Source organism: Bacillus sp. FSL E2-8900, from assembly GCF_037966225.1.
GTDB classification, from domain to species: domain Bacteria; phylum Bacillota; class Bacilli; order Bacillales; family Bacillaceae_G; genus Bacillus_A; species Bacillus_A cereus.
Genome location: NZ_CP150193.1, coordinates 1,125,398 through 1,146,487, shown reverse-complemented (window position 1 = coordinate 1,146,487; position 21,090 = coordinate 1,125,398). Strand labels below are relative to the sequence as shown.

Here is a 21,090-nt window from a genome sequence, read left to right as displayed (position 1 = left end):
AAAAAAGATTATTTTTGTTCAACAGATGCCCATTTGTAAGTTAATTTACCACCATAGTTAATTGGGATAATATCTTTTACGGCACCTTTTACTACATACGCTGAACCTTTTTGGAAGATTGGAGTGATAACTGCATCCTCTTTAATTAACATCTTCTCTACTTCTAGAAGGTTGTCCCAGCGAGCTTGTAAATCTTTTGTATCTGTTTTAGCTTTTAGGATTAACTCATCATATTTCTGATTAGAATACCCTGTTTTATTTTGAGAACCATTCGTAACAAACATATCTAAATATGAGATTGGATCTGGGAAATCTGGTCCCCAAATACCAAACGCAATATCATATTGCTGAGAATCTTCTAATTTATTTTTTTGTGCGAATGGTTGCTGTTTAATTTTAATTGATAAACCTGGTAAGTTCTTTTCCATCTCACCTTTTAAGAATTCCCCAACCTTTTTAGCATCTTCATTATCAAAGTTTAAGAATTCTAGTTCGATTTTATCAGTTCCAAGCTCTTTCTTCGCTGTTTCCCAAAGCTTTTTCGCTTCTTTTGGATTTGTTTCAACTAGCTTTCCATTTTCAGCTCGGAAATCTTTTTTATTCGGACCTTCAGCGAAATCTTTTCCAACAAATCCGTAAGCTCCAATTGCACCGTTATTTAAAATAACTTTTGCAATGTTATCACGGTCAAAGGACATTGAAATTGCTTTTCTTAAGTTTTTATTACTTAAGTACTGATTACTTTGATTAAATCTTAAGTAAGCAACCCCTGCTTCTTTTCTTGTTTGGAACTCTGGACTTTTTCTAAACTTATCAACAAATTCAGACGTTAAAGCCGCTCGGTCAATCGCGTTTGTCTCATATAAATTTACATCAGTTGCTGTATTTTTTACAATATTAAAGTTGATTTCTTCGATTTTAACCGTTTTATTATCCCAATATGAAGGATTCTTCTTGAATTGGAAACTTTGTTCATGTTTCCAATCACTCATAACGAATGGACCGTTATATAATGTTGTATTTGCCTCTAAACCAAATTTATCACCTTGTGCTTTTACAAAGTTTTCATTTAGTGGGTAAAATACTGGATAAACTGTTAAATCGATAAAGTAAGGAACGGGATTGTCTAATTCTACTTCTAATGTATAATCATCAATCGCTTTTACACCTAATTGGTCAGCAGGTAATTCTTTTTTATGAATTTTCTCTGCATTTTTAATATCGAACATAATGTACGAATACGTTGCTTTTGTATCTGGATTTACTGCTCTTTTCCATGAATACACAAAATCTTTAGCTGTTACAGGTTCCCCATTCGACCATTTCGCATCTTTTCTTAATTTAAATATGTATTTCTTCCCATCATCTAGCTTTTCGACATCTTCTGCAACTCCAGGCATTCTCTTTTGATCTTTGCCAATACGATATAAACCTTCCATCGTATTATTTAATGCTGTAGAAGATGAAGAATCAGATGCCAATGATGCATCCATTGACGGAATTTCAGATAACTCTGTTAAATTAAGAATCTGTTTTCCGTTACTACTACTCGTAGCGTTCTCTTTCCCTTTTGCTTTTGCGTCATCTTTTTGGTAGCTACACGCGCTAAGCAACATACTTGCAGTTAAAGTTGATGCAAGTAATAACGGTATCTTTTTCTTCATGTTGTGTTGCCTCCCCTAATTGCACTTCCTGTACCCTCACTTGTTAAAAAGTAGAATTGAAAGAATAATCTCCAAGTTTCTACAATTTTCATTATACATATAATATAACAATTGTGAATATAGTTTTTTGTTTTTTTGTTAAAATTTTTAATAAAATATTTATATTTTTAATTTTTCGTAAAGGGATACATTAACATTGCTACCATCATCTTAAAATCAGACCTTTAATTGCGTATAATTTTCAAAAAATTAATCCTAGTACTTATTATAGCTTTTATAGTATAATAATTCTAGTAATATTTTGACGGAGGGGAATATTTTGAATAAAGTTTTTTTTCATACTTGTATACTAATTTTTATAGCGATGATTGCTTCTAGTATTGGTGCATTCCTCATTTCATCTCAATTTTTGTTGAACTTTGTCAACATTTTGTTTTATATTGCACTGTTTTTTATTCTGATCGGCGGTTTTTTATACATATTTCAAAATGGTTTTTTCAATGTAACCATTTACGCATTCCAAAGAGTATTTGGTACGAACAAAAAGATTGACTCTTTAATTGAAGAAGTCGAGGAACCTACAGATAAGAAAGAACGTATTTATAAAACATATTCATTCAAATGGACATATCCAATTTGTATTACAGGTATCTTCCTTGGGTTGTTCTCGACCCTCATTAGCTTTACTATTTTGATGTAGTTTGCAAACACTATCCCATATGATATAATAATCAGCAAAACATTTTGTTATAAAACTTTAGTTCTTTCATATTAAAAGAGCTCAAGTAACAATAAATAAATTTATATGTATGCGATGATAAAGAAGAGTACATATTGAGGCAATTTCAGAGAGCTTGTGGTTGGTGTGAACAAGTAATTGTACAGTATGGAATGGGCTTTTGAGCACCAAACCGAACCGAAAGTAGTAGGCTTTGGCGTTATATCCAAACGTTATTATGGATTAGAGAGATTTCACAGTAGTGAAATAATTAGGGTGGTACCACGGTCCATTCGTCCCTATAGTTTTTGGGATGAATGGGCTTTTTTGTTTGCCTTCTCTTCCCCACATCACGCATTCTATTTTAGGAGGAATTACTTATGTCAGTTATCTTTTCTGGTATTCAACCAAGTGGAACGATTACACTTGGAAACTATTTAGGAGCAATGAAGCAGTTTACAGAGCTTCAAAATGAACACGACTGTTATTTCTGTATTGTAAACCAACATGCGATTACAGTACCTCAAGATCCCGTCGGGCTTCGTAAAAACATCCGCAGTCTTGCTGCACTTTATGTAGCATGCGGCATCGATCCTGAAAAAGCTACTTTATTTGTACAATCAGAAGTACCAGCACACGCTCAACTAGGATGGATCATGCAATCTGTTGCTTACGTTGGAGAATTAGAACGTATGACGCAATATAAAGATAAAGCTTCTGGTAGAGATTCAGTTCCAGCTGGATTACTTACGTATCCACCATTAATGGCTGCTGATATTTTACTTTACAACACTGAAATCGTGCCGGTTGGTGATGACCAAAAGCAACATATCGAATTAACACGTGACTTAGCAGAGCGTTTCAACAAACGTTACCGCGAAATCTTCACAATGCCTGAAATTCGCATTCCAAAAGTAGGAGCTCGCGTTATGTCATTAACAGAGCCTACGAAAAAAATGAGTAAATCTGATCCGAATCCAAAATCAATGATTAGTATGCTTGATGAGCCAAAAACAATTGAAAAGAAAATTAAGAGTGCTGTAACTGACTCTGAAGGTATTGTGAAATTTGATAAGGAAAACAAACCTGGTATCTCTAATTTATTAACAATCTACTCTTCATTCTCTGGAAAAACAGTTGAAGAAATCGAAGCAATGTACGAAGGAAAAGGATACGGCGACTTCAAAGGCGACCTAGCGCAAGTAGTCGTAGAAGCTATTCGTCCAATCCAAGACAAATATAACGAACTAATCAACTCACCAGAACTAGACGAAATCCTAGACAAAGGTGCAGAAAAAGCAAACCGCGTTGCATTCAAACAACTACGCAAAGTAGAAAACGCAATGGGACTAAGCAGAAAACGTAGGTAACATATAAAGCGGAGGCGACTGCTTAGCCCTGACGGCTAAGGTTCTTTCCCACAGAAGGTGCTTTTTACCTTCTTGTGGGGAAGGTTCTTAGACGCGAAGGGTTAGGAGCCGGAGCTAGATTACATATAAAGCGGAGGCAGCTCGTTCAGCTCTGACTGGATAAGGTTCTTTCGCATAGAAGACGCTTTTTGTCTTCTTATGCGGAAGGTTCTTAGACACGAAGAGCTCGCTGCCGGAGCTGGATTTCTACATAAAGCGGAGGCGACTGCTTAGCCTTGACGGCTAAGGTTCTTTCCCACAGAAGGTGCTTTTTACCTTCTCGTGGGGAAGGTTCTTAGACGCGAAGGGCTAGGAGCCGGAGCTGGATTTCTACATAAAGTGGAAGCGGCTCGTTTAGAATGTTCGGTGGAACTAGATTACTACAAAATTAAAAAACCGCCAATTGGCGGTTTTTTAATTTACCTTTTGCTCATTTTCCATTTCCCATAACTTTTCAAAAAATGGCTGTCCTTTTACGAGACGCTCGCATAATTGTTCGTGCTTATCAGACCAGCCTGTTTTCGCTTCATCATACAGCTTAGCCCAAATATCTTCAAATTCCATATGTTGAACCATTCCATACGCTGATGGATCCCACTCTGTGAACCAATAGCGAATTTCTGCTGTATTTTTCGTTGTATGTAATTGATCTAACGCCATAAATAATAATTGTTTTAGCTGTCTTTCTTTACGAGTCAAGCCATTCATAATGAAAGGCGATGGTGATAAAATGTGATGTTCTTTTTCTGTTTCTTCTACTTGGAACTCATACTTTTCTGCTTGTACGTTTTCTACCATCTCATATACCATTTGCTCTTGGCGTGGTATAAGTCTACTTTTGCGAATTGGTACATTGTAACCAATTGTGTCAATGGCAATAATGCCTTTCCCATCTGTAACAACAAAGCAATACTCTTGCTGCAAACGTTCATGATTTTTACGAATATAAGCCTTATGATGTACGTCTTCCAGCATTTTTTGCGGAAGCTCTAACAATTCGTTCTCGATGTAATGATATAATGTGGCATCTACTTTTAATAATGGCACTTGATCTAATAGCTCAATCGTATCATCTTTCCGCCATTCGTAAAAATGACAAACGTTATACCCATTTTCTTCACCTTCAAACCAATTTACCCATACATCATGTAGATATAACATTCACTACCCCTCACTTCACTACTGTTTGTACCAATCATTATGTTCATTTTTGCTTAACTTTATTCCACTTGAGGAAATATATTCTAATTATTATTTTTTCTTCTATTAATACTAAAAAAACAGGAAATAGAATTCCTGTTTTTTTATATATGAAATGTATTTGCTTTATTCAATATTTCTTTTGCATCTATAGATAATAAAGAAAGTGTATCTTCTCCTTCCAAAGTTACACAATCTTTGACAATATGAAATCCAAGCGCATAGCCAAGCATCTTCGGATAAGAGTGAAAGCCATTTAATAAGATGTCATGTTCCCTTGTTCCTCGTTTTATACTTATTCTTTCATGTACAACATTTTTCCAATAATAAACAGCCTCTTCTTTTGAAAGATACGCCGTCCACGGTGCATTGTTTTTTTCTGTATACCTTTCTGTTACTGCTTGTTCCGCTAGCCCTTCCATAATCATCGTATCAAGTAATGTATATTCTGTTTCTTTCGTCTCAATTTGATGTAACCTGCATATGTGATGATATTCATGCGCCAATAACACTTTTAATTCTTCTACCGAATTCCGCCCACATACGAATAAGAAAATAACATGACGCATAGATAATCCAGCCCTACCGTTATACTCTTCTTGTACAGTTCGATTATAGGAATCTGATAATAAAATAAAGACAGGGACATCTGGACCTTTTAACCAATTTTTCAGTTTATCATACTCCAGGCTCAATTCTTTCCAAATTTCCTTTTCCTCTAATTCTTTAATTTCCTTTTCTCCGCGCATGATCGGGCGATACATCCCTTTTGAAATTAAAAAGCGATACAACCTTTCTTTTGGCAACGGAATATACTTCGTAAATTTCTCACAAAGTTTTTCTGGCCGTCCATAATATAAATGTAGCCATTCAGCTGTTTCAACAATCCCCATCTTTATCCCTCCTTTTTCTTATGTATATGCTACAGGAGAAAAAGGCGTAAAAATAAATAAGGAGTTTTTTCGCAATATATTGCGAAAAAACTCCTTATTTTATCGATTATTTATACGATTTAAATACTAACACTGCGTTATGACCACCAAATCCTAATGAGTTACTTAATACTGCATTTACTTCTTGGTGTCTCGCTTGATTTGGTACGTAATCTAAGTCACATTCTGGATCTGGTGTCTCATAGTTAATTGTTGGAGGAATTACTCCGTCTGTAATTGATTTAATAGAGAAAATCGCTTCAACAGCACCAGCTGCTCCTAATAAGTGACCTGTCATTGATTTCGTTGAGCTAATTGCTACTTTATACGCGTGCTCGCCGAAAGTTTCTTTAATTGCCATCGTTTCATATTTTTCATTCGCATCCGTACTTGTACCGTGCGCATTAATGTAATCAATATCTTCTGGCTGTAGGCCTGCATCAGCTAAAGCTTGACGCATTGCGCGCACTCCGCCTTCCCCACCAGGAGCAGGCATTGTAATATGGAATGCATCTCCAGTTGCACCATAACCAGCAATTTCCGCGTAAATGTGAGCACCACGTGCTAATGCGTGCTCTAATTCTTCAAGAATTAGAATACCTGAACCTTCACCCATTACGAAACCGCTACGGTTTTTATCAAATGGACGGCAAGCCGTTGCTGGGTCTTCATTAAATGTTAATGCTTTCGCTGAGCTAAATCCTGCGAATGCCATACTTGTTAGCGGCGCTTCTGCTCCGCCTGTAATCATTGCATCAGCATCACCACGCTGAATTGCTTTAAATGCATCACCAATTGAGTTTGCACCAGATGCACAAGCCGTTACAGAACAAGTGTTAATTCCTTTTGCTCCTGTTGCGATTGATACTTGACCTGCTGCCATATCTGGAATCATCATCGGCACGAAGAATGGGCTCACGCGGCGTGGGCCTTTCTCAGTAAAAATCTTAAATTGTTCTTCGTATGTTTCCATACCGCCAATACCAGATCCAATCCATACACCAATTCGAGGTCCGTTTTCTTCTGTAATTTCAAGCTTTGCATCTGCAACTGCCATTTTCGCTGCTGCTACTGCATATTGTGTAAAGCGATCCATACGGCGCGCTTCTTTTTTATCAATATATTTCTCGACTTCAAAGTCGTTAATTTCCGCTGCTACTTTTGCTGGAAATAGTTCTGGATCAATTCTTGTAAGTCGCCCGATTCCAGATACACCCTTTTTAATGTTTTCCCACGCTGTTTCAACATCTGTTCCGACCGGTGTAACAGCTCCTAGTCCTGTAATTACGACCCTCTTTTTTTCCATACAAAATACACTCCTTTTTTTCTCTCAGTCCTTATTTACCCCAACGAAGAGCAACTGCTCCCCATGTTAATCCGCCGCCAAAACCAACAAGTATAATTAAATCACCGTCTTGAATACGTCCGTTTTGCAATTCCTCTACCATTGCAATCGGAATTGAAGAAGCTGATGTATTACCGAACTTCTCAATCGTCATACTCATTTTTTCTTGTGGTAAATTTAACCTCTCTCTTGCAGATTCCATAATACGAATGTTTGCTTGATGCGGTACTAAGAAATCCACATCTTCTTTCGTAAGACCAGCTTTATCTAAAACGCGAAGACAAGAATCACCAAGTTGACGAACGGCAAATTTAAACACTTCTCTGCCATTCATCATAACATACTCGTCTTGATAAAGGTGCTTGCCGCCACTTCCGTCTGCTCCTAATTCAAAAGATAGAACACCTTTACCTTCTGAAACAGCTCCCATTACGATAGCACCGGCTCCGTCTCCAAATAGTACTGCTGTATTTCGATCGTTCCAGTCTACAATTTTAGATAGTTTATCACTACCAACTACTAATACATTTTTATACGTTCCTGTTTGAATAAATTGCTGCGCTGTAATCATTCCGTACATAAAACCGGCACATGCTGCACTTAAATCCATTGCAGCTGCATGTTTCGCTCCTATTGCTTCTTGAATTACACAAGCAACTGCTGGAAAAGCACGATCTGGTGTTACTGTTGCTACTAAAATAAGATCGATATCCTCTCCGCTAATTCCTGCATCTTCAAGTGCTTTTTTAGAAGCCTCTACGGCCATATATGAAGTATCTATTGTATCATCGGCAATGCGTCTTTCTGCAATTCCCGTTCTCGTACGAATCCATTCATCGGATGTTTCCATTATTTTCTCTAAATCGTGATTTGTGACTACTTTTTCTGGCACATATCTTCCGATCCCTAAAATGCCCACGTTCACATCGCAGCCCTCCGTTTTATATCAATTATTATGACTTGGTACTAATTTTAAAACATAAATGTATTTTTGTCTAGAATATATTTCGCATAAAACAGAAAGCTAACGCATTATTCACGTTATTTTTCATTAAAAGAAACAGAAACATACCTCTTAAATATAAAAAGGCTCAAACCGCTTCTATTCACGGTTCGAGCCTCTCTTCCATCTTAAGAAGATGCTTTTTATTCTTGATCTGCTTTCCTTCTAAACTAGAGAGTTCTCCTCACTACTTTTCCTTTATCCTCTTCATATCTCTGGTTTTCTCCCAGGCGAGAATAAAAAAGGCCCTGACCGCTTCTATTCACGGTTCGAGCCTCTCTTCCATCTTAAGAAGATGCTTTTTATTCTTTTTATTCTTTTTATTCTTTTTATTCTTTATCTGCTTTCCCGAGCTCATAGGCCTCGTTCATAACTTTCATTAACAACTCTAACACCGGCTGTGCCTTCTCCATATCAAGTGCAATTCCATTATCATCTAAAATTGCCTTTGCTTCCGGTAAATGCTTCATTGCGATTTGTAAAAACTGCATGCTTTTTTCGTTCATATTATGCTCTTCCTCTCCATTAAAACTTTCACATACAATAGTGTAACACGCGTACTACCCTTCGTATAACTCTTTATATTTTTTCATGTGTGCCAGTTGTTTATTTAAACCGTATTCTAACGGAGTATTTCTTTTTATTGAAATTACCTCGATAGCCTCATCTCTTACTTCGTTATTATTTTTATTTACTTTATCATCCGCGCGTAAAAGATTCATACCTTTTTCCCATAATGACTGTTTACCACTAAGTAAATTGTATATACCAAGCTGCGCCCCGTTCGTTCCATTTTCCCATAAGTATTCACATACATCTTCAACGTAAAGTAAATCATTCCCCTTTTCCTCAATCGTACAACGGCACTCTTTTTCACCTAATTCTGATAAAATAAGCTGATGAAACATCATAAAGGACGGTTGCCACGGTCCATATAATGTTGGAACTCGAAATACACTATATTGTAAATTCCCTTTTTTCAATCCTTCTTCTACTTTCAAAAATAGGCGCTTATTTTCGGATTCATCTGTACTGCCTACTTCAATAGAAGAAATTAAATTTAACTTCACTTTTTGTTCTTCACACATTCTTATAATTCGCTTTAAATATTGTAATATGACTCTTTCATTCCGAAATCCACTTTGCTGATTTGGCTCATATAAGCAAAAATAAACAGTATCGAATCTCTCTTCCTCAACCGATCTCCATCCATCTTCATCTCTTATCGAATAATACGTAAATAACGCATTTCGCCCAATTAATAATAACTTCTCTTCATTAATTTTCGTCATACTATCGAATTCATCAAAATCAAGACCATAGACTTCCACTTCTTCTGCAATCATTTTATTTACAAGGTGATAACCTACAAACGTAAGTGCACCTATTATCAGCACGCGTTCCATACCACCAACCCTTTCCCTCTGAAACAAATAGCTCCTCATTTATGTATATGGGAGCTTCATAATTCTTCTTCATATTTTTTAAAGAAATCAGTCGTTTGCCTAACCATTTTATATTTCACATCTTGCAGATGGAACAAGACAGAAGTATCACATTGATTTAGTTGCCTCATTTTCTCATATCTACGCAACTGCTGTTTTCTTCCTCTTTTTTCTTGTGTTGATACGAAAATTTTAACAGGTACACAAGATGGAAGAAGCGTAAATGATTTCTTATTTATTTTTGATTCTAATTCTTCTTCTTTGGCATCATACGCCAAACTTAATTCCTTCACGAGTCTCTTGTAAAAAAATTTATGCTCTTTCTCAAAACTTACATATTCCGGTAAATCTAAACACGGATTTAGCATAACAACAGAACGAATACATTCAGGATATTTGTTCATCATTTCAAGTGCTACAAGCGCTCCCATACCATCTGCCATAATGTGCATTTTCGCATTTAACGTCTCTTTTCTCAAAACAACATCATATAAACGTTTTGCCAGACGAACAGATTGATCGTTTCCCCAATGTCTTCCGTATAAATTAGAGGAAAAGACCGTGTAGCCTTGTTCAATAAGACCATGTAAAAAATAAGATTTACCCGCATGTTGTGTCCATAAACTTGTACCATTCTCAATAAAGTAGTTATAATCACCGAGGAGCATAACAGAAAATCCATTTGGCTTCTCCGGTAAATAAATGACACATGGTTCTTTTTCTAAGTAAAAAAAACGTTCCGTAATACTCATTTTTCCCCCGCCTTATTTTCTAAACATATAAAAGTACTCTTTTATAATGTATGAACGGAATGCAAATTTGCGTTGAAAAATCTACAAATATTTTTCTATATTCTTTTTTCAATTGTGTTACAATAAGGACAGATTGAACGAATAGAGGTGTAAAATATGCGTTTCATTTGGGCATTAATTTGGTCGTTCTTACTTGTACATATGATGAGCTATGTAATCGGCTCTATGACTGGCGGTACATACGACTTTAACCAAGCGTCTATTTTCTCAGTTGTTCTTGCTGTGTTAGTACTAGCAATTTCAGCTGCAATTCCAAACGAGCCAGTAGAACAACACTAAAAAAAGAGTCCGGATTTTATCCGAACTCTTTTTTATTTTTATTTCACATGAACGACTAATTCGTTATTTTCTACATCAACAACTACGTGACTATTATCAGTAATTGTTCCTGCAATTAATTCTCGTGCTAATTTCGTTTCCACTTGACGCTGTACGTATCGTTTTAATGGACGAGCTCCGTACATTGGGTCGAAACCGGCTTCCACAACAAATTCTTTTGCTGCATCTGTTAATTCTACTGTAATGTGACGGTCAGCTAGACGACCTTGTAGTTCTTTTACAATTTTATCAACAATGCCTTTAATTTCATTCGTTGTAAGAGGTTTGAATAAAATAATTTCATCCACACGGTTTAAAAATTCAGGGCGGAAATGTCCTCTTAATTGCCCCATTACAAGGTCTCTTGATTCCTCTTTAATCGAACCATCTTCTTCTAATCCATCTAGTAAATGAGCAGATCCAATATTTGAAGTCATAATAATAACTGTATTTTTAAAGTCCACTGTACGACCTTGCGAATCTGTAATGCGTCCATCATCTAACATTTGTAATAAAATGTTGAATACTTCTGGATGTGCTTTTTCAATTTCATCTAATAAAACAACGGAATATGGTTTACGTCTTACCGCTTCTGTTAATTGACCGCCTTCTTCATATCCTACATATCCAGGAGGTGCACCAATTAAGCGAGACACGGCGTGTTTTTCCATATACTCAGACATGTCAATGCGAATCATTTGCTCTTCACTATCGAATAAAGACTGGGCTAACGTTTTTGCAAGTTCTGTTTTACCAACACCTGTTGGCCCTAAGAAGATGAAAGAACCAATCGGGCGGTTCGGATCTTTAATACCAGCCCGAGCACGAAGAACCGCGTCTGACACTAAGCTTACTGCTTCCTCTTGTCCGATGACACGCTCTGATAAGATTTGCTCTAAGCGTAATAATTTCTCGCGTTCACCTTCCACGAGTTTCGCAACAGGAATACCAGTCCAGCGTGAAACAATATCTGCAATTTCTTCTTCACTTACTTCCTCACGTAATAAACGATTTTCTTGTTTATTATGCGCGCCCATTTCTTCCGCTTCTTTTAACTCTTTTTCAATTGCGGGAATTTTCCCGTGACGAAGTTCGGCTGCTTTATTTAAATCGTAATTGCCTTCTGCTTCTTCTAATTCACGACGCAAACGTTCTAAATGCTCACGTAAGTCACGAACTTTGTGAATGTCTTCTTTTTCTTTCTCCCATTTCGCTCTCATGCCACTGGCAACTTCTTTTAAATCCGATAATTCACGTTGCAATGTTTTTAGACGCTCTTGGCTACCACGATCCGTTTCTTTCCCAAGAGCCGCTTCTTCAATTTCCAGCTGCATAATGCGGCGCGTTACTTCATCTAATTCTGTTGGCATAGAATCAATTTCTGTACGAATTGTTGCACACGCTTCGTCAACAAGATCAATTGCTTTATCTGGTAAGAAGCGATCTGAAATATATCGATCTGATAAAACAGATGCTGCTACAATCGCACGGTCATGAATATTTACACCGTGATAAATTTCAAAGCGTTCTTTTAATCCACGTAAAATGGAAATCGTATCTTCAACAGTTGGCTCTTCTGCTAATACTTGTTGGAAACGTCTTTCTAGCGCTGGATCTTTCTCAATATATTTGCGATATTCATCTAGTGTTGTGGCTCCAATACAATGCAGTTCACCACGTGCAAGCATCGGTTTTAACATATTTCCTGCATCCATGGCTCCTTCTGTTTTACCAGCTCCAACTATTGTATGAAGTTCATCAATGAATAATAAAATGCGTCCTTCACTCTTTTTAATTTCATTTAATACAGCTTGCAGACGCTCTTCGAACTCACCACGGAATTTCGCACCAGCTACGAGTGCACTCATATCTAACGCAAAAATCGTTCTATCTTTCAATCCTTCAGGTACATCCTTTTTCACAATACGCTGGGCTAGCCCTTCAACGATTGCTGTTTTACCAACACCTGGCTCCCCAATTAAAACCGGATTGTTTTTCGTTTTACGTGAAAGAATACGGATTACACGTCGTATTTCACTATCACGGCCGATTACAGGATCAATTTTCCCTGCTCTCACTTCCGCCACTAAATCACGACCATATTTTTCTAACGCTTCATAAGTTGCTTCTGGATTTTGACTCGTCACTCTTTGATTCCCCCGAACTGTCATTAAAGACTGTAATAAGTTATCTTTCGTAATATGCAATCTTGTAAATAATTGATTTATATCGCCTTTTTCTTCAGAAAAAGCAAGCAATACATGTTCTACTGAAATGTAATCATCCTGCAGTTTTTCTGCTTCTTTCCCTGCTCTTACAAGCAGTTGTTGCAGAGCGCTCGTTACATACAATTTTCCAACTTCTGCACCGCTCCCCGTTACAGAAGGTTTCTTTTTAATTAAACTTTCAGCACCTTGCTTTAATGCTTCTATATCAACATTCATTTTTTGAAATATACGTACCGCTAACCCATCTTGCTCTTCTAATAATGCAAATAATAGATGAATAGTATCCACCTCTTGGTGATGATGAGATACCGCTAAAGATTGGGCACTCATAATCGCCTCTTGTGTTTTTGTTGTCATTTGATTTAAGTCCATCTTTACAGCCCTCCAAAAGTTTGACTTTCTTTGACCTTTGATTTGATTATACGCCAACTGACTTTTTTATACAATAATTTTGCCTATGTATTTTCAAACTTATTATTTGAAAAAGAAAAAGAGAGCATTCATTATACCGCTAAAAAATACGGTAAATGAAATTACAATGTGTAACGACAAAAAAGCCGCAATAATGATTGCGGCTTCTGTTACGGTTTTCTTTTATATGTCCACTGGCGGTTATGATTCGTGTTATCCGGAAACTTTTCACCGGCAGTTAATTTCACCATTTGCGGATCTTTCACCATACTTCCCGTTTCACCAATTTCTACGTAAATGCCATCATTCGGCGCTTTTTGTCCAGAACGAAACCTGCGATTTTGTCCCATCTTCATTCTCCTTCCATGACGTCTTGCCTCATTAGTATATCCATTTTAAAAGAAAGCTTTTCTGTCATGTTTAGGAAACAGTACTACATCTCATTCTTGTACATATATATGAATGACACAAGCGTAAGCAGGGATTTCTTTCCTACTTGTAGAAAAAAAAGAAACCAACCTACTCTAGGCTAGTTTCAAAGGAGAGTCAAACATATACGAGAAGATTACATGTTCATTATATGCCTCATCACACGAGCAATGTAACCCTTTTCACAATTTGTACATAATGAAAGAAACATTGTTTGAACTTTCTAAAAAGATGTTGACTTTTCTTAATTTCCAACGATAAATAGTAGACACCACAGCACTTTGAGACGTAAGATGGATATATAGTGAAATTTCCATCTATGGTGATTTCACCGAGTCTAACCTCTTATTTCTGCATATTAAAAACGGAAATACAGATAGATACAAAAAAATTATTATAAGAGGTGAAATTATGAACAAACAACATTTAATCGCATTAGACTTAGACGGCACTTTATTAACAGACAACAAAATAATTTCCACTCGAACGAAACATACAATTGCAAAAGCAAAGGAACAGGGACATATTGTCGTTATTTCAACAGGACGTCCATTCCGTGCTAGTTATGATTACTATAAAGAACTTGATCTTAACACACCTATCGTAAACTTTAACGGCGCTTACGTACATCATCCTCTTGATTCAAACTGGGGAACACATCACTCTCCTCTTGAGCTAGCAACAGCGCAAGAAATTGTCCGAGCTTGCTTTGATTTTGGCGTAAAAAATATATACGCGGAAGTAATGGACGATGTGTATGTTCGTGAAATTGATGAAGATAAAAAACATATTTTCGAATTCGGCTCTCCTAAGATTTTTACGGGAGACTTATTAAATATTTTAAACGATCATCCAACTTGCTTATTAATTGACGCCCATGACGAGCATTCTACTGCAATTCGTCAACATTTAACCGATATGCATGCGGAAGTAATCGACCATAGAAAATGGGGCGCACCTTGGCCGATTATTGAAATTGTGAAAAGCGGATTAAATAAAGCAGTTGGATTACAAAAAATTTCTAGTCATTACAACATTCCACAAGAGCGAATTATCGCTTTCGGTGATGAAGATAATGATTTTGAAATGATTGAATTTGCTGGTCACGGCATCGCAATGGGAAATGCCATCCCTGAATTAAAATCACTCGCAAACCATACGACGTTAACGAACGAAGAAGATGGTATTGCTTTATATTTAGAAGAGGTTCTTGGGTTGTAATCTAAAAATTTCCTACTTATAGTTTCCTGCCAAATGTCCATACTATAAGTAGACGCATGAGACATTGCGTCGATTGTTTTCAGCTAAATAAAGGGGGTTTTTCGAATGGGTAAAAAGAACAAATCAAAACGTTTTATCCAACAAGGAGCCGATGCTGTTATGAAGCATGATGCAAGATTCCCGTACAGAGGTACATTAGCTGAGGCAGAAAAAGCAAGAAGTAACTCTTCTTTTGGAGGGGTTTAAATGGGGAACTTACTATTCCAACAAGCTAGAGATGCTGTTGAAAATGCCGTATCTTGTTCAAGCGGTACTGAGCAACAAGATCTCGTGTATAGAGCAAAAAATGCTTTGCAATCCGCTTACGCAAACTCTTCAACTGCTGAAAAAGTTCAGCTCCGTGAAATGCAAGAGCAATTGCAAAACATTACGAATTTACATTAAAAAAGAGGACCAACTTCGGTCCTCTTTAATCTTTCCGAAACAATCCGAACACCCCAACTGTTTGCAGTATATTTGTAAATGCACCTGGGTCCACTTGTTTAATAATCCTCTCTAATTCGTATAACTCGTAACGAGTAATAACCATCATTAACATTTCTTTATTTTCATTCGTATAAGCACCTGTTGCTGGTATCGTTGTAATTCCTCTTACTAATCGCGAGTGAATCGCCTTTCTTACATCTGCCCCATTCTTCGTAACAATTAATGCTGTAATCTTTACATGACGAGTATGAATTGCATCAATAATTCTCGTTGATACATATAAAGTCACTAACGTATATAACGCTTTTTCCCATCCATATACATAGCCAGCAGCGATAATGATAATTGCATTAAAAAAGAAAAAGTATGTACCGACAGGCTTATCTTTTATTTTTGATAAAATCATGGCGATAATATCTAATCCACCTGTAGAAGCCCCCCACTTTAAAGCAATCCCTACTCCAATCGCCGAAATAATCCCGCCAAAAATCGCATTTAATATGATATCATTCGAAACCGCTCTAACAGGGATGACTTCTAGAAACAAAGTCATAAATATAACACAAAGAAAACTGAAAAAGGTGAAGGCCTTTCCAACCTTTTTCCACGCTAAAATAACGACAGGAATATTAAATAAGCTAAACAATACTCCCGTAGATATGTGAATCGATAAAAAATCACCTAATATTTGTGATAATAATTGAGACAATCCAGCAAAGCCGCTCGCATACACTTTTGCTGGCGTTAAAAATAAATTCATCCCAATCGCATTTAATAAACCTGCGATGATTACAACGATTAACTTCTTTATAAGTTCAGTATAATTCAACTTCAAATCCATTTCGAATCCACCTTTACCCTTCATAAATGCACCGCTATACATAGTCTTTACGAAAAAGGAAATGATAAACGTACAACGTTTAGAAATGGAGTTGATACATATGCCACATACGAGTGATAACGACAAAAAAGCACGCGATAATAACGCAAAACGCACACAAAAAAATGAGCAAGAGCAAAAAAATATTCAGCAAGGTAAACGTGCATACTCTAAAAAGACCGATCACCTTTGATTCCATCGTACATCAACAATTATGTTGATGTACTTTTTTACATTTTAAAGGAAAAAACATTAAAAATTCACTTCATGTTCACTTCTATATTCTACAATAGCGATAACATATTCGGATGAGGTGTTGGCATGAGAGGGAAACATATTTTCATTATTACTGCACTAATAAGTATATTGATGCTATCTGCTTGCGAACAAAAGAATGGCTCAGCTACAGTCGCTACAGCAACAGACTCGACCATTACAAAGGATAACTTCGAAAAACAATTGAAAGATCGTTACGGAAAAGACACGCTATACGAAATGATGGCACAAGACGTCATCACAAAAAAATATAAAGTACCTGATGAAGAGGTAAATAAAGAAGTAGAAAAAGTCAAAAAACAATATGGAGATCAATTCAAAAAAGTATTAGAAAATTATGGTTTAAAAGATGAAGAGGATTTCAAAAATCAAATTAAGTTCAAACTTGCTATGAATGAAGCGATTAAGAAAAGTATTACAGAAAAAGACGTAAAAGACCACTATAAGCCAGAAATTAAAGCGAGTCACATTTTAGTAAGTGACGAAAATGAAGCGAAAGAAATAAAGAGTAAACTAGATGCTGGTGCTTCATTTGAAGAATTAGCAAAACAAGAATCACAAGATCTGCTATCAAAAGATAAAGGTGGAGACCTTGGATACTTCAATTCAGGTACAATGGCTCCTGAATTCGAAACCGCTGCCTACAAACTAAATGTTGGACAAATTAGCAATCCCGTAAAATCATCAAACGGTTATCACGTTATTAAATTAACTGATAAAAAAGCTTTAAAGCCTTATGATGAAGTGAAAGACTCTATTCGCAAAAACTTAGAGGAAGAACGTACTGCTGATCCTGTATTCAGCAAAAAATTGTTACAAGAGGAATTAAAAAAGGCAAATATTAAAATAAATGATAGTGATTTGAAAGATACATTTACTCTTGTTTCTCCGCAAGGAAATTAAAAAAGCACAACCTTATTTTTTTAAATAAGGTTGTGCTTTTTAATCTTTCATCTACTTTATTTCTTAAAGTAAGTCCAACCTTCTTCTTGGTAAACCTTCTCTTCTTTCATCAACTTACCAAGTGCGCGCTTAAATGCAGCTTTACTCATGTTAAAGCGTTCTTTAATATCTTCTGGATGGCTCTTATCCCAAAACGGCATTGCTCCGCCTCGTTCTTCCATATATGCATAAATTACTGCAGCATCGTCTTCCATTCCTTCTTCTTTACGAGGAAGAAGTGAAATGTTAATTGTACCGTCATCTTTTACGTCAATAATACGGCCTGTTACACGCTGACCGATGCGGACTTGTTCTTTTCTTTCTGTATGGTGTAAGAAAGCACGGAAATGTTCATCTGTTAAAACGAATGAACCTACTTGAAGCGAACGATATACACGTCCATTTACGTTTTTATTACGCATAGATGGCGTTGCATCTACGATAATTTCTTGCATATCACTGTCTCTTGCCGGAAGAGCAATTAAACGATCACGATTCGTTAATTTTAACGTACAATATAATTCGTCTCCAACTTCTGGCCATACCGGCATATAAATTGGGAATTCATCAGCTGGAATTAGTATATCTTTTGATACACCAATATCAACAAACACACCTAAACTCGGAATAACTTCTACAACCTTTACCCAGTTCCAATCATACGTTGTAATAATTGGCTCCTTCATTGTTGCTGAAATACGATTTTGGTGATCAAGGTATAAGAATACATCAATCGTATCGCCTTCTTCAATTTCTCCAGCTACTTCATTTTTATGTAGGAAAATTTCTTCTTCTTCATTCCCAACCATATATCCGATTTCCGTTTCGCGTAAAACAGTTACCTGTTCAATCGATCCTATTTGCAAATACATATTTTTTAATTCCCTTCTATATATATAAAATTATCTTTTTTATCATTCCAAACAAAAGTTAATTATAACATGATTTTTCCTATATTTGTCCAACTGCCCAAAATTCACTATAATAAAATGAGGTTACATGAATATAAATACGAAAACACTTAAGTCTAGACTCGTTTTCAGCTATACTTTAGTATGTACAGTACATAACAAGATTAGAAATTTATTTGGAGGTGCTAACTATGGCAAAAGATAGTTCTTTTGACATCGTTTCGAAAGTAGAATTACCTGAAGTAACAAACGCAATTAATATCGCATTAAAAGAAATCCAAAACCGATATGACTTTAAAGGAAGTAAAAGTGATATTAAATTAGAAAAAGAAGTACTTGTTTTAACTTCTGATGACGAGTTTAAATTAGAGCAAGTAAAAGACGTTCTTATCTCTAAACTTGTAAAACGTAACGTTCCAATTAAGAACTTAGATTACGGAAAAGTTGAAGCTGCAACTGGCAACACTGTTCGCCAACGCGCAACACTTCAACAAGGTATCGATAAAGATAACGCGAAAAAAATTAACAACATCATTAAAGAAATGAAATTAAAAGTAAAAACACAAGTACAAGATGATCAAGTACGTGTTACAGCGAAAAGCCGTGATGATTTACAAGCAGTAATCGCAGCTGTTCGTAGCGCTGATTTACCAATCGACGTACAGTTCATTAACTACCGCTAAAAAGAAAACTCCTCTTAATTAGAGGAGTTTTCTTTTTGTCTTGTAGAGACAATATTACAAGAACAAACCATAGAAAAAAGGGTATGTGCGGTAAAAATCGCTAAGTAAATTGAAAATAAGGAAAAGACACCTTAAGACGTTTTCCCTTCGATTTGAATTACTTTTCTTAGCAATTACATCCTAGGCCAAAGTCATCTTAAAAATTGCTATAACTCATAATTCCTCTCCTCGTCGAAACGTAACAATTTATGAGTATAAGAATATTTTCCAACCTTTAATGTAATGTAAAATTAATAAGTATTTTAAAAAATGTTAATTAAAAAAGAGTTAGAAGTGGTTATTTGAAGAAATTAATATTATGGTTTTTATTGGCCACATTCTCCCTAAATACTGTAGGATGTTCTAATAATACGAATACACTAACGGATAAGTCTAACTGTATCAACAAAGCTTGGTACAAAAAAAATATGTCATGTAATCATTTAAAAAAACATTAAATAGTTAATGATAAAGGTCATAAAAAAAAGACACCTCAAAGTGCCTTCCTCCGACTTGAATCATCTCAATCTTAACAATATTTGGATGTGATTAAAAAGAAGCATAAATTGTTAATAAAGATGCAGACTTCAAAATAAAAAGTACACTAAGTAAACTCTTATTCAAAAATTTATATTAAGCACTAATATTTTAGAAACAAGTTTATAAGTATAAAACCTACAGAGATTTTCCCTGTAGGTTTTATTATATTTCAAGTGATTTCCAAATGAATTATAAGTGACTTTTTTCAGTTTGGTTTTCAAAATATTTTTCTTTAACCATTTTTATCAGATTTTCTTTTTCTGTTAGTTCAAATATAAATAATGCTTTTTTCATGTTATTTGCAATATCTTCTTCATTCTGTTGTTTAAATCTTAATAAATTCCATCCTTTTAAATAGTAAAGTTCACCTAATAAGTATAGAGTATTTAGATTAATAGCTAATTTGATGCCCTTATCAATGTATTTTACCGCTTCTTCATATTGATAGGTCATACCTAAACATTTCGCTAAATTAAAAATGATTTTTAATTTAATCGCTTTATCTCTCGGAAAATCTAATTTATTAAAATTAGTTAAACATCTTCCTAATATAGTAATACTTTTATCATATTCTTTATTTTCCGCATAAAATATAGACATTGTCTGCATAATATCTATTTCTCTTTCTGATAAAAAATCAACATTGGTTAAAGTTAGTTTTAATGCATTATTTAAAAGCTTTAAAGCAGTTTTTATGGATCTGTTCACCTCAAATATAGCAATAGCTTCATGCCATAGGAGAAATTGTTTATCTTCTTTTGCCTGGAAATTCTTTTCATCTTTCTCTTTTTTCACGATTTCATAAAGTTCATTATATTGTTTTTGCTTTAAGCAATCTTTTATTACACATTTTACATTTTCTACATATTTTAGCTTTTTGTTTTGAGTTAATGCAAATATATTATTTGGGTCAATACCAAGTCTTTCTGATAATTGATATAACAATATACTAGATGGATAAATCATACCTTTTTCTATTTTGCTAATTTGACTTTGCGAACATATTCCATGACATAATTCGGATTGTGATATATTTTTTTTAATTCTAAGCTCTTTAATGGTAATACCCAAATCGTAAAATTCCATTTTCCCACCTACTATTTAGTACTATATTAGTATAAGAGTATTCTCTAACTTTTAATGTAATGTAAAATTAATATAGTTGCAATTATTGTTTGTTTCAAAGGTCTTTCTCTAT

At 35.3% G+C, this 21,090-nt stretch carries 22 protein-coding genes and 1 other annotated feature; of the genes, 9 read left to right on the top strand and 13 right to left on the bottom strand.

Annotation, left to right across the window (positions count from 1 at the left end):
* Positions 1 to 8 precede the first annotated feature (8 nt).
* A complete protein-coding gene (locus tag NST90_RS05895; protein ID WP_000727217.1) occupies positions 9 to 1,664 on the bottom strand; it encodes a peptide ABC transporter substrate-binding protein in 1,656 nt (551 codons plus the stop codon).
* A 319-nt stretch (positions 1,665 to 1,983) separates the two neighbouring features.
* Between NST90_RS05895 and NST90_RS05890 the strand changes: the two genes are divergently transcribed.
* Together NST90_RS05890 and trpS are read left to right on the top strand one after the other, a co-directional pair.
* Entirely contained in the window at positions 1,984 to 2,364 is a 381-nt protein-coding gene (locus tag NST90_RS05890) for a DUF3899 domain-containing protein (RefSeq protein ID WP_001044997.1), read from the top strand.
* A gap of 105 nt (positions 2,365 to 2,469) precedes the next feature.
* Positions 2,470 to 2,686 (top strand) — a binding site (T-box leader).
* A 76-nt stretch (positions 2,687 to 2,762) separates the two neighbouring features.
* Positions 2,763 to 3,752, top strand: coding sequence for a tryptophan--tRNA ligase (trpS, locus tag NST90_RS05885; protein ID WP_000110982.1), 990 nt, complete (start codon positions 2,763 to 2,765; stop codon positions 3,750 to 3,752).
* Positions 3,753 to 4,205: 453 nt separating this feature from the next.
* Here the strand turns inward: trpS and NST90_RS05880 are convergent, their stop codons facing one another.
* The 7 genes from NST90_RS05880 to NST90_RS05850 all read right to left on the bottom strand — a co-directional run bounded on the left by NST90_RS05880 (position 4,206) and on the right by NST90_RS05850 (position 10,468).
* Complete coding sequence (locus NST90_RS05880; RefSeq protein ID WP_000966127.1) at positions 4,206 to 4,952, bottom strand: YjbA family protein; 747 nt, start codon at positions 4,950 to 4,952, stop codon at positions 4,206 to 4,208.
* A 143-nt stretch (positions 4,953 to 5,095) separates the two neighbouring features.
* Positions 5,096 to 5,884 carry a DUF2268 domain-containing putative Zn-dependent protease gene (locus NST90_RS05875; RefSeq protein WP_000513277.1) on the bottom strand — a complete coding sequence of 263 codons (789 nt, stop codon included), beginning with the start codon at positions 5,882 to 5,884 and terminating at the stop codon, positions 5,096 to 5,098.
* Between the two features lie 106 nt (positions 5,885 to 5,990).
* Entirely contained in the window at positions 5,991 to 7,229 is a 1,239-nt protein-coding gene (gene fabF, locus NST90_RS05870; RefSeq protein ID WP_000412656.1) for a beta-ketoacyl-ACP synthase II, read from the bottom strand.
* A gap of 31 nt (positions 7,230 to 7,260) precedes the next feature.
* Entirely contained in the window at positions 7,261 to 8,193 is a 933-nt protein-coding gene (fabH, locus tag NST90_RS05865; RefSeq protein ID WP_001100545.1) for a beta-ketoacyl-ACP synthase III, read from the bottom strand.
* Positions 8,194 to 8,600: 407 nt separating this feature from the next.
* Positions 8,601 to 8,777 (bottom strand): ComZ family protein, encoded by a 177-nt coding sequence (locus NST90_RS05860; RefSeq protein ID WP_001986215.1) that lies wholly within the window; start codon positions 8,775 to 8,777, stop codon positions 8,601 to 8,603.
* Positions 8,778 to 8,831: 54 nt separating this feature from the next.
* On the bottom strand, positions 8,832 to 9,704 hold the full coding sequence (locus NST90_RS05855; RefSeq protein WP_006921015.1) for an NAD(P)-dependent oxidoreductase: 873 nt from the start codon (positions 9,702 to 9,704) through the stop codon (positions 8,832 to 8,834).
* Positions 9,705 to 9,733: 29 nt separating this feature from the next.
* Positions 9,734 to 10,468, bottom strand: a complete 735-nt coding sequence (locus NST90_RS05850) for a hydrolase (RefSeq protein WP_000028691.1) — start codon at positions 10,466 to 10,468, stop codon at positions 9,734 to 9,736.
* 156 nt (positions 10,469 to 10,624) lie between these two features.
* Here NST90_RS05850 and NST90_RS05845 point away from each other — a divergent pair, with 156 nt between their 5' ends.
* Entirely contained in the window at positions 10,625 to 10,807 is a 183-nt protein-coding gene (locus NST90_RS05845) for a YjzD family protein (protein WP_001211116.1), read from the top strand.
* A gap of 38 nt (positions 10,808 to 10,845) precedes the next feature.
* Here NST90_RS05845 and clpB read toward each other — a convergent pair whose 3' ends face one another.
* Together clpB and NST90_RS05835 are read right to left on the bottom strand one after the other, a co-directional pair.
* Positions 10,846 to 13,446 carry an ATP-dependent chaperone ClpB gene (gene clpB, locus NST90_RS05840; protein ID WP_016122101.1) on the bottom strand — a complete coding sequence of 867 codons (2,601 nt, stop codon included), beginning with the start codon at positions 13,444 to 13,446 and terminating at the stop codon, positions 10,846 to 10,848.
* 209 nt (positions 13,447 to 13,655) lie between these two features.
* Positions 13,656 to 13,835 carry a YjzC family protein gene (locus NST90_RS05835; RefSeq protein WP_000531421.1) on the bottom strand — a complete coding sequence of 60 codons (180 nt, stop codon included), beginning with the start codon at positions 13,833 to 13,835 and terminating at the stop codon, positions 13,656 to 13,658.
* Positions 13,836 to 14,325: 490 nt separating this feature from the next.
* Between NST90_RS05835 and NST90_RS05830 the strand changes: the two genes are divergently transcribed.
* The 3 genes from NST90_RS05830 (at position 14,326) to NST90_RS05820 (ending at position 15,579) form a co-directional block, all read left to right on the top strand.
* Positions 14,326 to 15,135, top strand: a complete 810-nt coding sequence (locus NST90_RS05830; RefSeq protein WP_001041232.1) for a Cof-type HAD-IIB family hydrolase — start codon at positions 14,326 to 14,328, stop codon at positions 15,133 to 15,135.
* A gap of 105 nt (positions 15,136 to 15,240) precedes the next feature.
* Positions 15,241 to 15,381 carry a hypothetical protein gene (locus tag NST90_RS05825; protein WP_000516816.1) on the top strand — a complete coding sequence of 47 codons (141 nt, stop codon included), beginning with the start codon at positions 15,241 to 15,243 and terminating at the stop codon, positions 15,379 to 15,381.
* Complete coding sequence (locus NST90_RS05820; RefSeq protein ID WP_000527407.1) at positions 15,382 to 15,579, top strand: DUF3813 domain-containing protein; 198 nt, start codon at positions 15,382 to 15,384, stop codon at positions 15,577 to 15,579. It begins immediately after the preceding gene.
* A gap of 25 nt (positions 15,580 to 15,604) precedes the next feature.
* Here NST90_RS05820 and NST90_RS05815 read toward each other — a convergent pair whose 3' ends face one another.
* Positions 15,605 to 16,462 carry a YitT family protein gene (locus NST90_RS05815; RefSeq protein WP_000364444.1) on the bottom strand — a complete coding sequence of 286 codons (858 nt, stop codon included), beginning with the start codon at positions 16,460 to 16,462 and terminating at the stop codon, positions 15,605 to 15,607.
* Positions 16,463 to 16,562: 100 nt separating this feature from the next.
* On the opposite strand from NST90_RS05815, the gene NST90_RS05810 reads away from it, so the two are divergent.
* A complete protein-coding gene (locus tag NST90_RS05810) occupies positions 16,563 to 16,694 on the top strand; it encodes a DUF3941 domain-containing protein (RefSeq protein ID WP_001120851.1) in 132 nt (43 codons plus the stop codon).
* Positions 16,695 to 16,822: 128 nt separating this feature from the next.
* Positions 16,823 to 17,680, top strand: coding sequence for a peptidylprolyl isomerase PrsA (prsA, locus tag NST90_RS05805; protein WP_048558820.1), 858 nt, complete (start codon positions 16,823 to 16,825; stop codon positions 17,678 to 17,680).
* A 56-nt stretch (positions 17,681 to 17,736) separates the two neighbouring features.
* Here the strand turns inward: prsA and NST90_RS05800 are convergent, their stop codons facing one another.
* Positions 17,737 to 18,591: a S1-like domain-containing RNA-binding protein gene (locus NST90_RS05800; protein WP_000281262.1), complete on the bottom strand. Its 855-nt coding sequence runs from the start codon at positions 18,589 to 18,591 to the stop codon at positions 17,737 to 17,739.
* Between the two features lie 230 nt (positions 18,592 to 18,821).
* Here NST90_RS05800 and NST90_RS05795 point away from each other — a divergent pair, with 230 nt between their 5' ends.
* Entirely contained in the window at positions 18,822 to 19,313 is a 492-nt protein-coding gene (locus tag NST90_RS05795; protein ID WP_001040149.1) for a YajQ family cyclic di-GMP-binding protein, read from the top strand.
* 768 nt (positions 19,314 to 20,081) lie between these two features.
* On the opposite strand, the gene NST90_RS05790 is transcribed toward NST90_RS05795, so the two are convergent.
* A complete protein-coding gene (locus NST90_RS05790) occupies positions 20,082 to 20,978 on the bottom strand; it encodes a helix-turn-helix domain-containing protein (RefSeq protein WP_000397876.1) in 897 nt (298 codons plus the stop codon).
* Between the last annotated feature and the right edge of the window lie 112 nt (positions 20,979 to 21,090).

Excerpts from the sequence above, each read along its gene's own strand:
- NST90_RS05815 (WP_000364444.1), bottom strand. The coding sequence starts at position 16,462 with ATGGATTTGAAGTTGAATTATACTGAACTTATAAAGAAGTTAATCGTT.
- NST90_RS05790 (WP_000397876.1), bottom strand. The coding sequence starts at position 20,978 with ATGGAATTTTACGATTTGGGTATTACCATTAAAGAGCTTAGAATTAAA.
- NST90_RS05880 (WP_000966127.1), bottom strand. The coding sequence starts at position 4,952 with ATGTTATATCTACATGATGTATGGGTAAATTGGTTTGAAGGTGAAGAA.
- NST90_RS05845 (WP_001211116.1), top strand. The coding sequence starts at position 10,625 with ATGCGTTTCATTTGGGCATTAATTTGGTCGTTCTTACTTGTACATATG.
- NST90_RS05825 (WP_000516816.1), top strand. The coding sequence starts at position 15,241 with ATGGGTAAAAAGAACAAATCAAAACGTTTTATCCAACAAGGAGCCGAT.
- NST90_RS05795 (WP_001040149.1), top strand. The coding sequence starts at position 18,822 with ATGGCAAAAGATAGTTCTTTTGACATCGTTTCGAAAGTAGAATTACCT.
- prsA (WP_048558820.1), top strand. The coding sequence starts at position 16,823 with ATGAGAGGGAAACATATTTTCATTATTACTGCACTAATAAGTATATTG.
- NST90_RS05835 (WP_000531421.1), bottom strand. The coding sequence starts at position 13,835 with ATGGGACAAAATCGCAGGTTTCGTTCTGGACAAAAAGCGCCGAATGAT.
- NST90_RS05800 (WP_000281262.1), bottom strand. The coding sequence starts at position 18,591 with ATGTATTTGCAAATAGGATCGATTGAACAGGTAACTGTTTTACGCGAA.
- NST90_RS05830 (WP_001041232.1), top strand. The coding sequence starts at position 14,326 with ATGAACAAACAACATTTAATCGCATTAGACTTAGACGGCACTTTATTA.
- clpB (WP_016122101.1), bottom strand. The coding sequence starts at position 13,446 with ATGGACTTAAATCAAATGACAACAAAAACACAAGAGGCGATTATGAGT.
- NST90_RS05860 (WP_001986215.1), bottom strand. The coding sequence starts at position 8,777 with ATGAACGAAAAAAGCATGCAGTTTTTACAAATCGCAATGAAGCATTTA.
- trpS (WP_000110982.1), top strand. The coding sequence starts at position 2,763 with ATGTCAGTTATCTTTTCTGGTATTCAACCAAGTGGAACGATTACACTT.
- NST90_RS05810 (WP_001120851.1), top strand. The coding sequence starts at position 16,563 with ATGCCACATACGAGTGATAACGACAAAAAAGCACGCGATAATAACGCA.
- fabF (WP_000412656.1), bottom strand. The coding sequence starts at position 7,229 with ATGGAAAAAAAGAGGGTCGTAATTACAGGACTAGGAGCTGTTACACCG.
- NST90_RS05875 (WP_000513277.1), bottom strand. The coding sequence starts at position 5,884 with ATGGGGATTGTTGAAACAGCTGAATGGCTACATTTATATTATGGACGG.
- NST90_RS05820 (WP_000527407.1), top strand. The coding sequence starts at position 15,382 with ATGGGGAACTTACTATTCCAACAAGCTAGAGATGCTGTTGAAAATGCC.
- NST90_RS05895 (WP_000727217.1), bottom strand. The coding sequence starts at position 1,664 with ATGAAGAAAAAGATACCGTTATTACTTGCATCAACTTTAACTGCAAGT.
- NST90_RS05850 (WP_000028691.1), bottom strand. The coding sequence starts at position 10,468 with ATGAGTATTACGGAACGTTTTTTTTACTTAGAAAAAGAACCATGTGTC.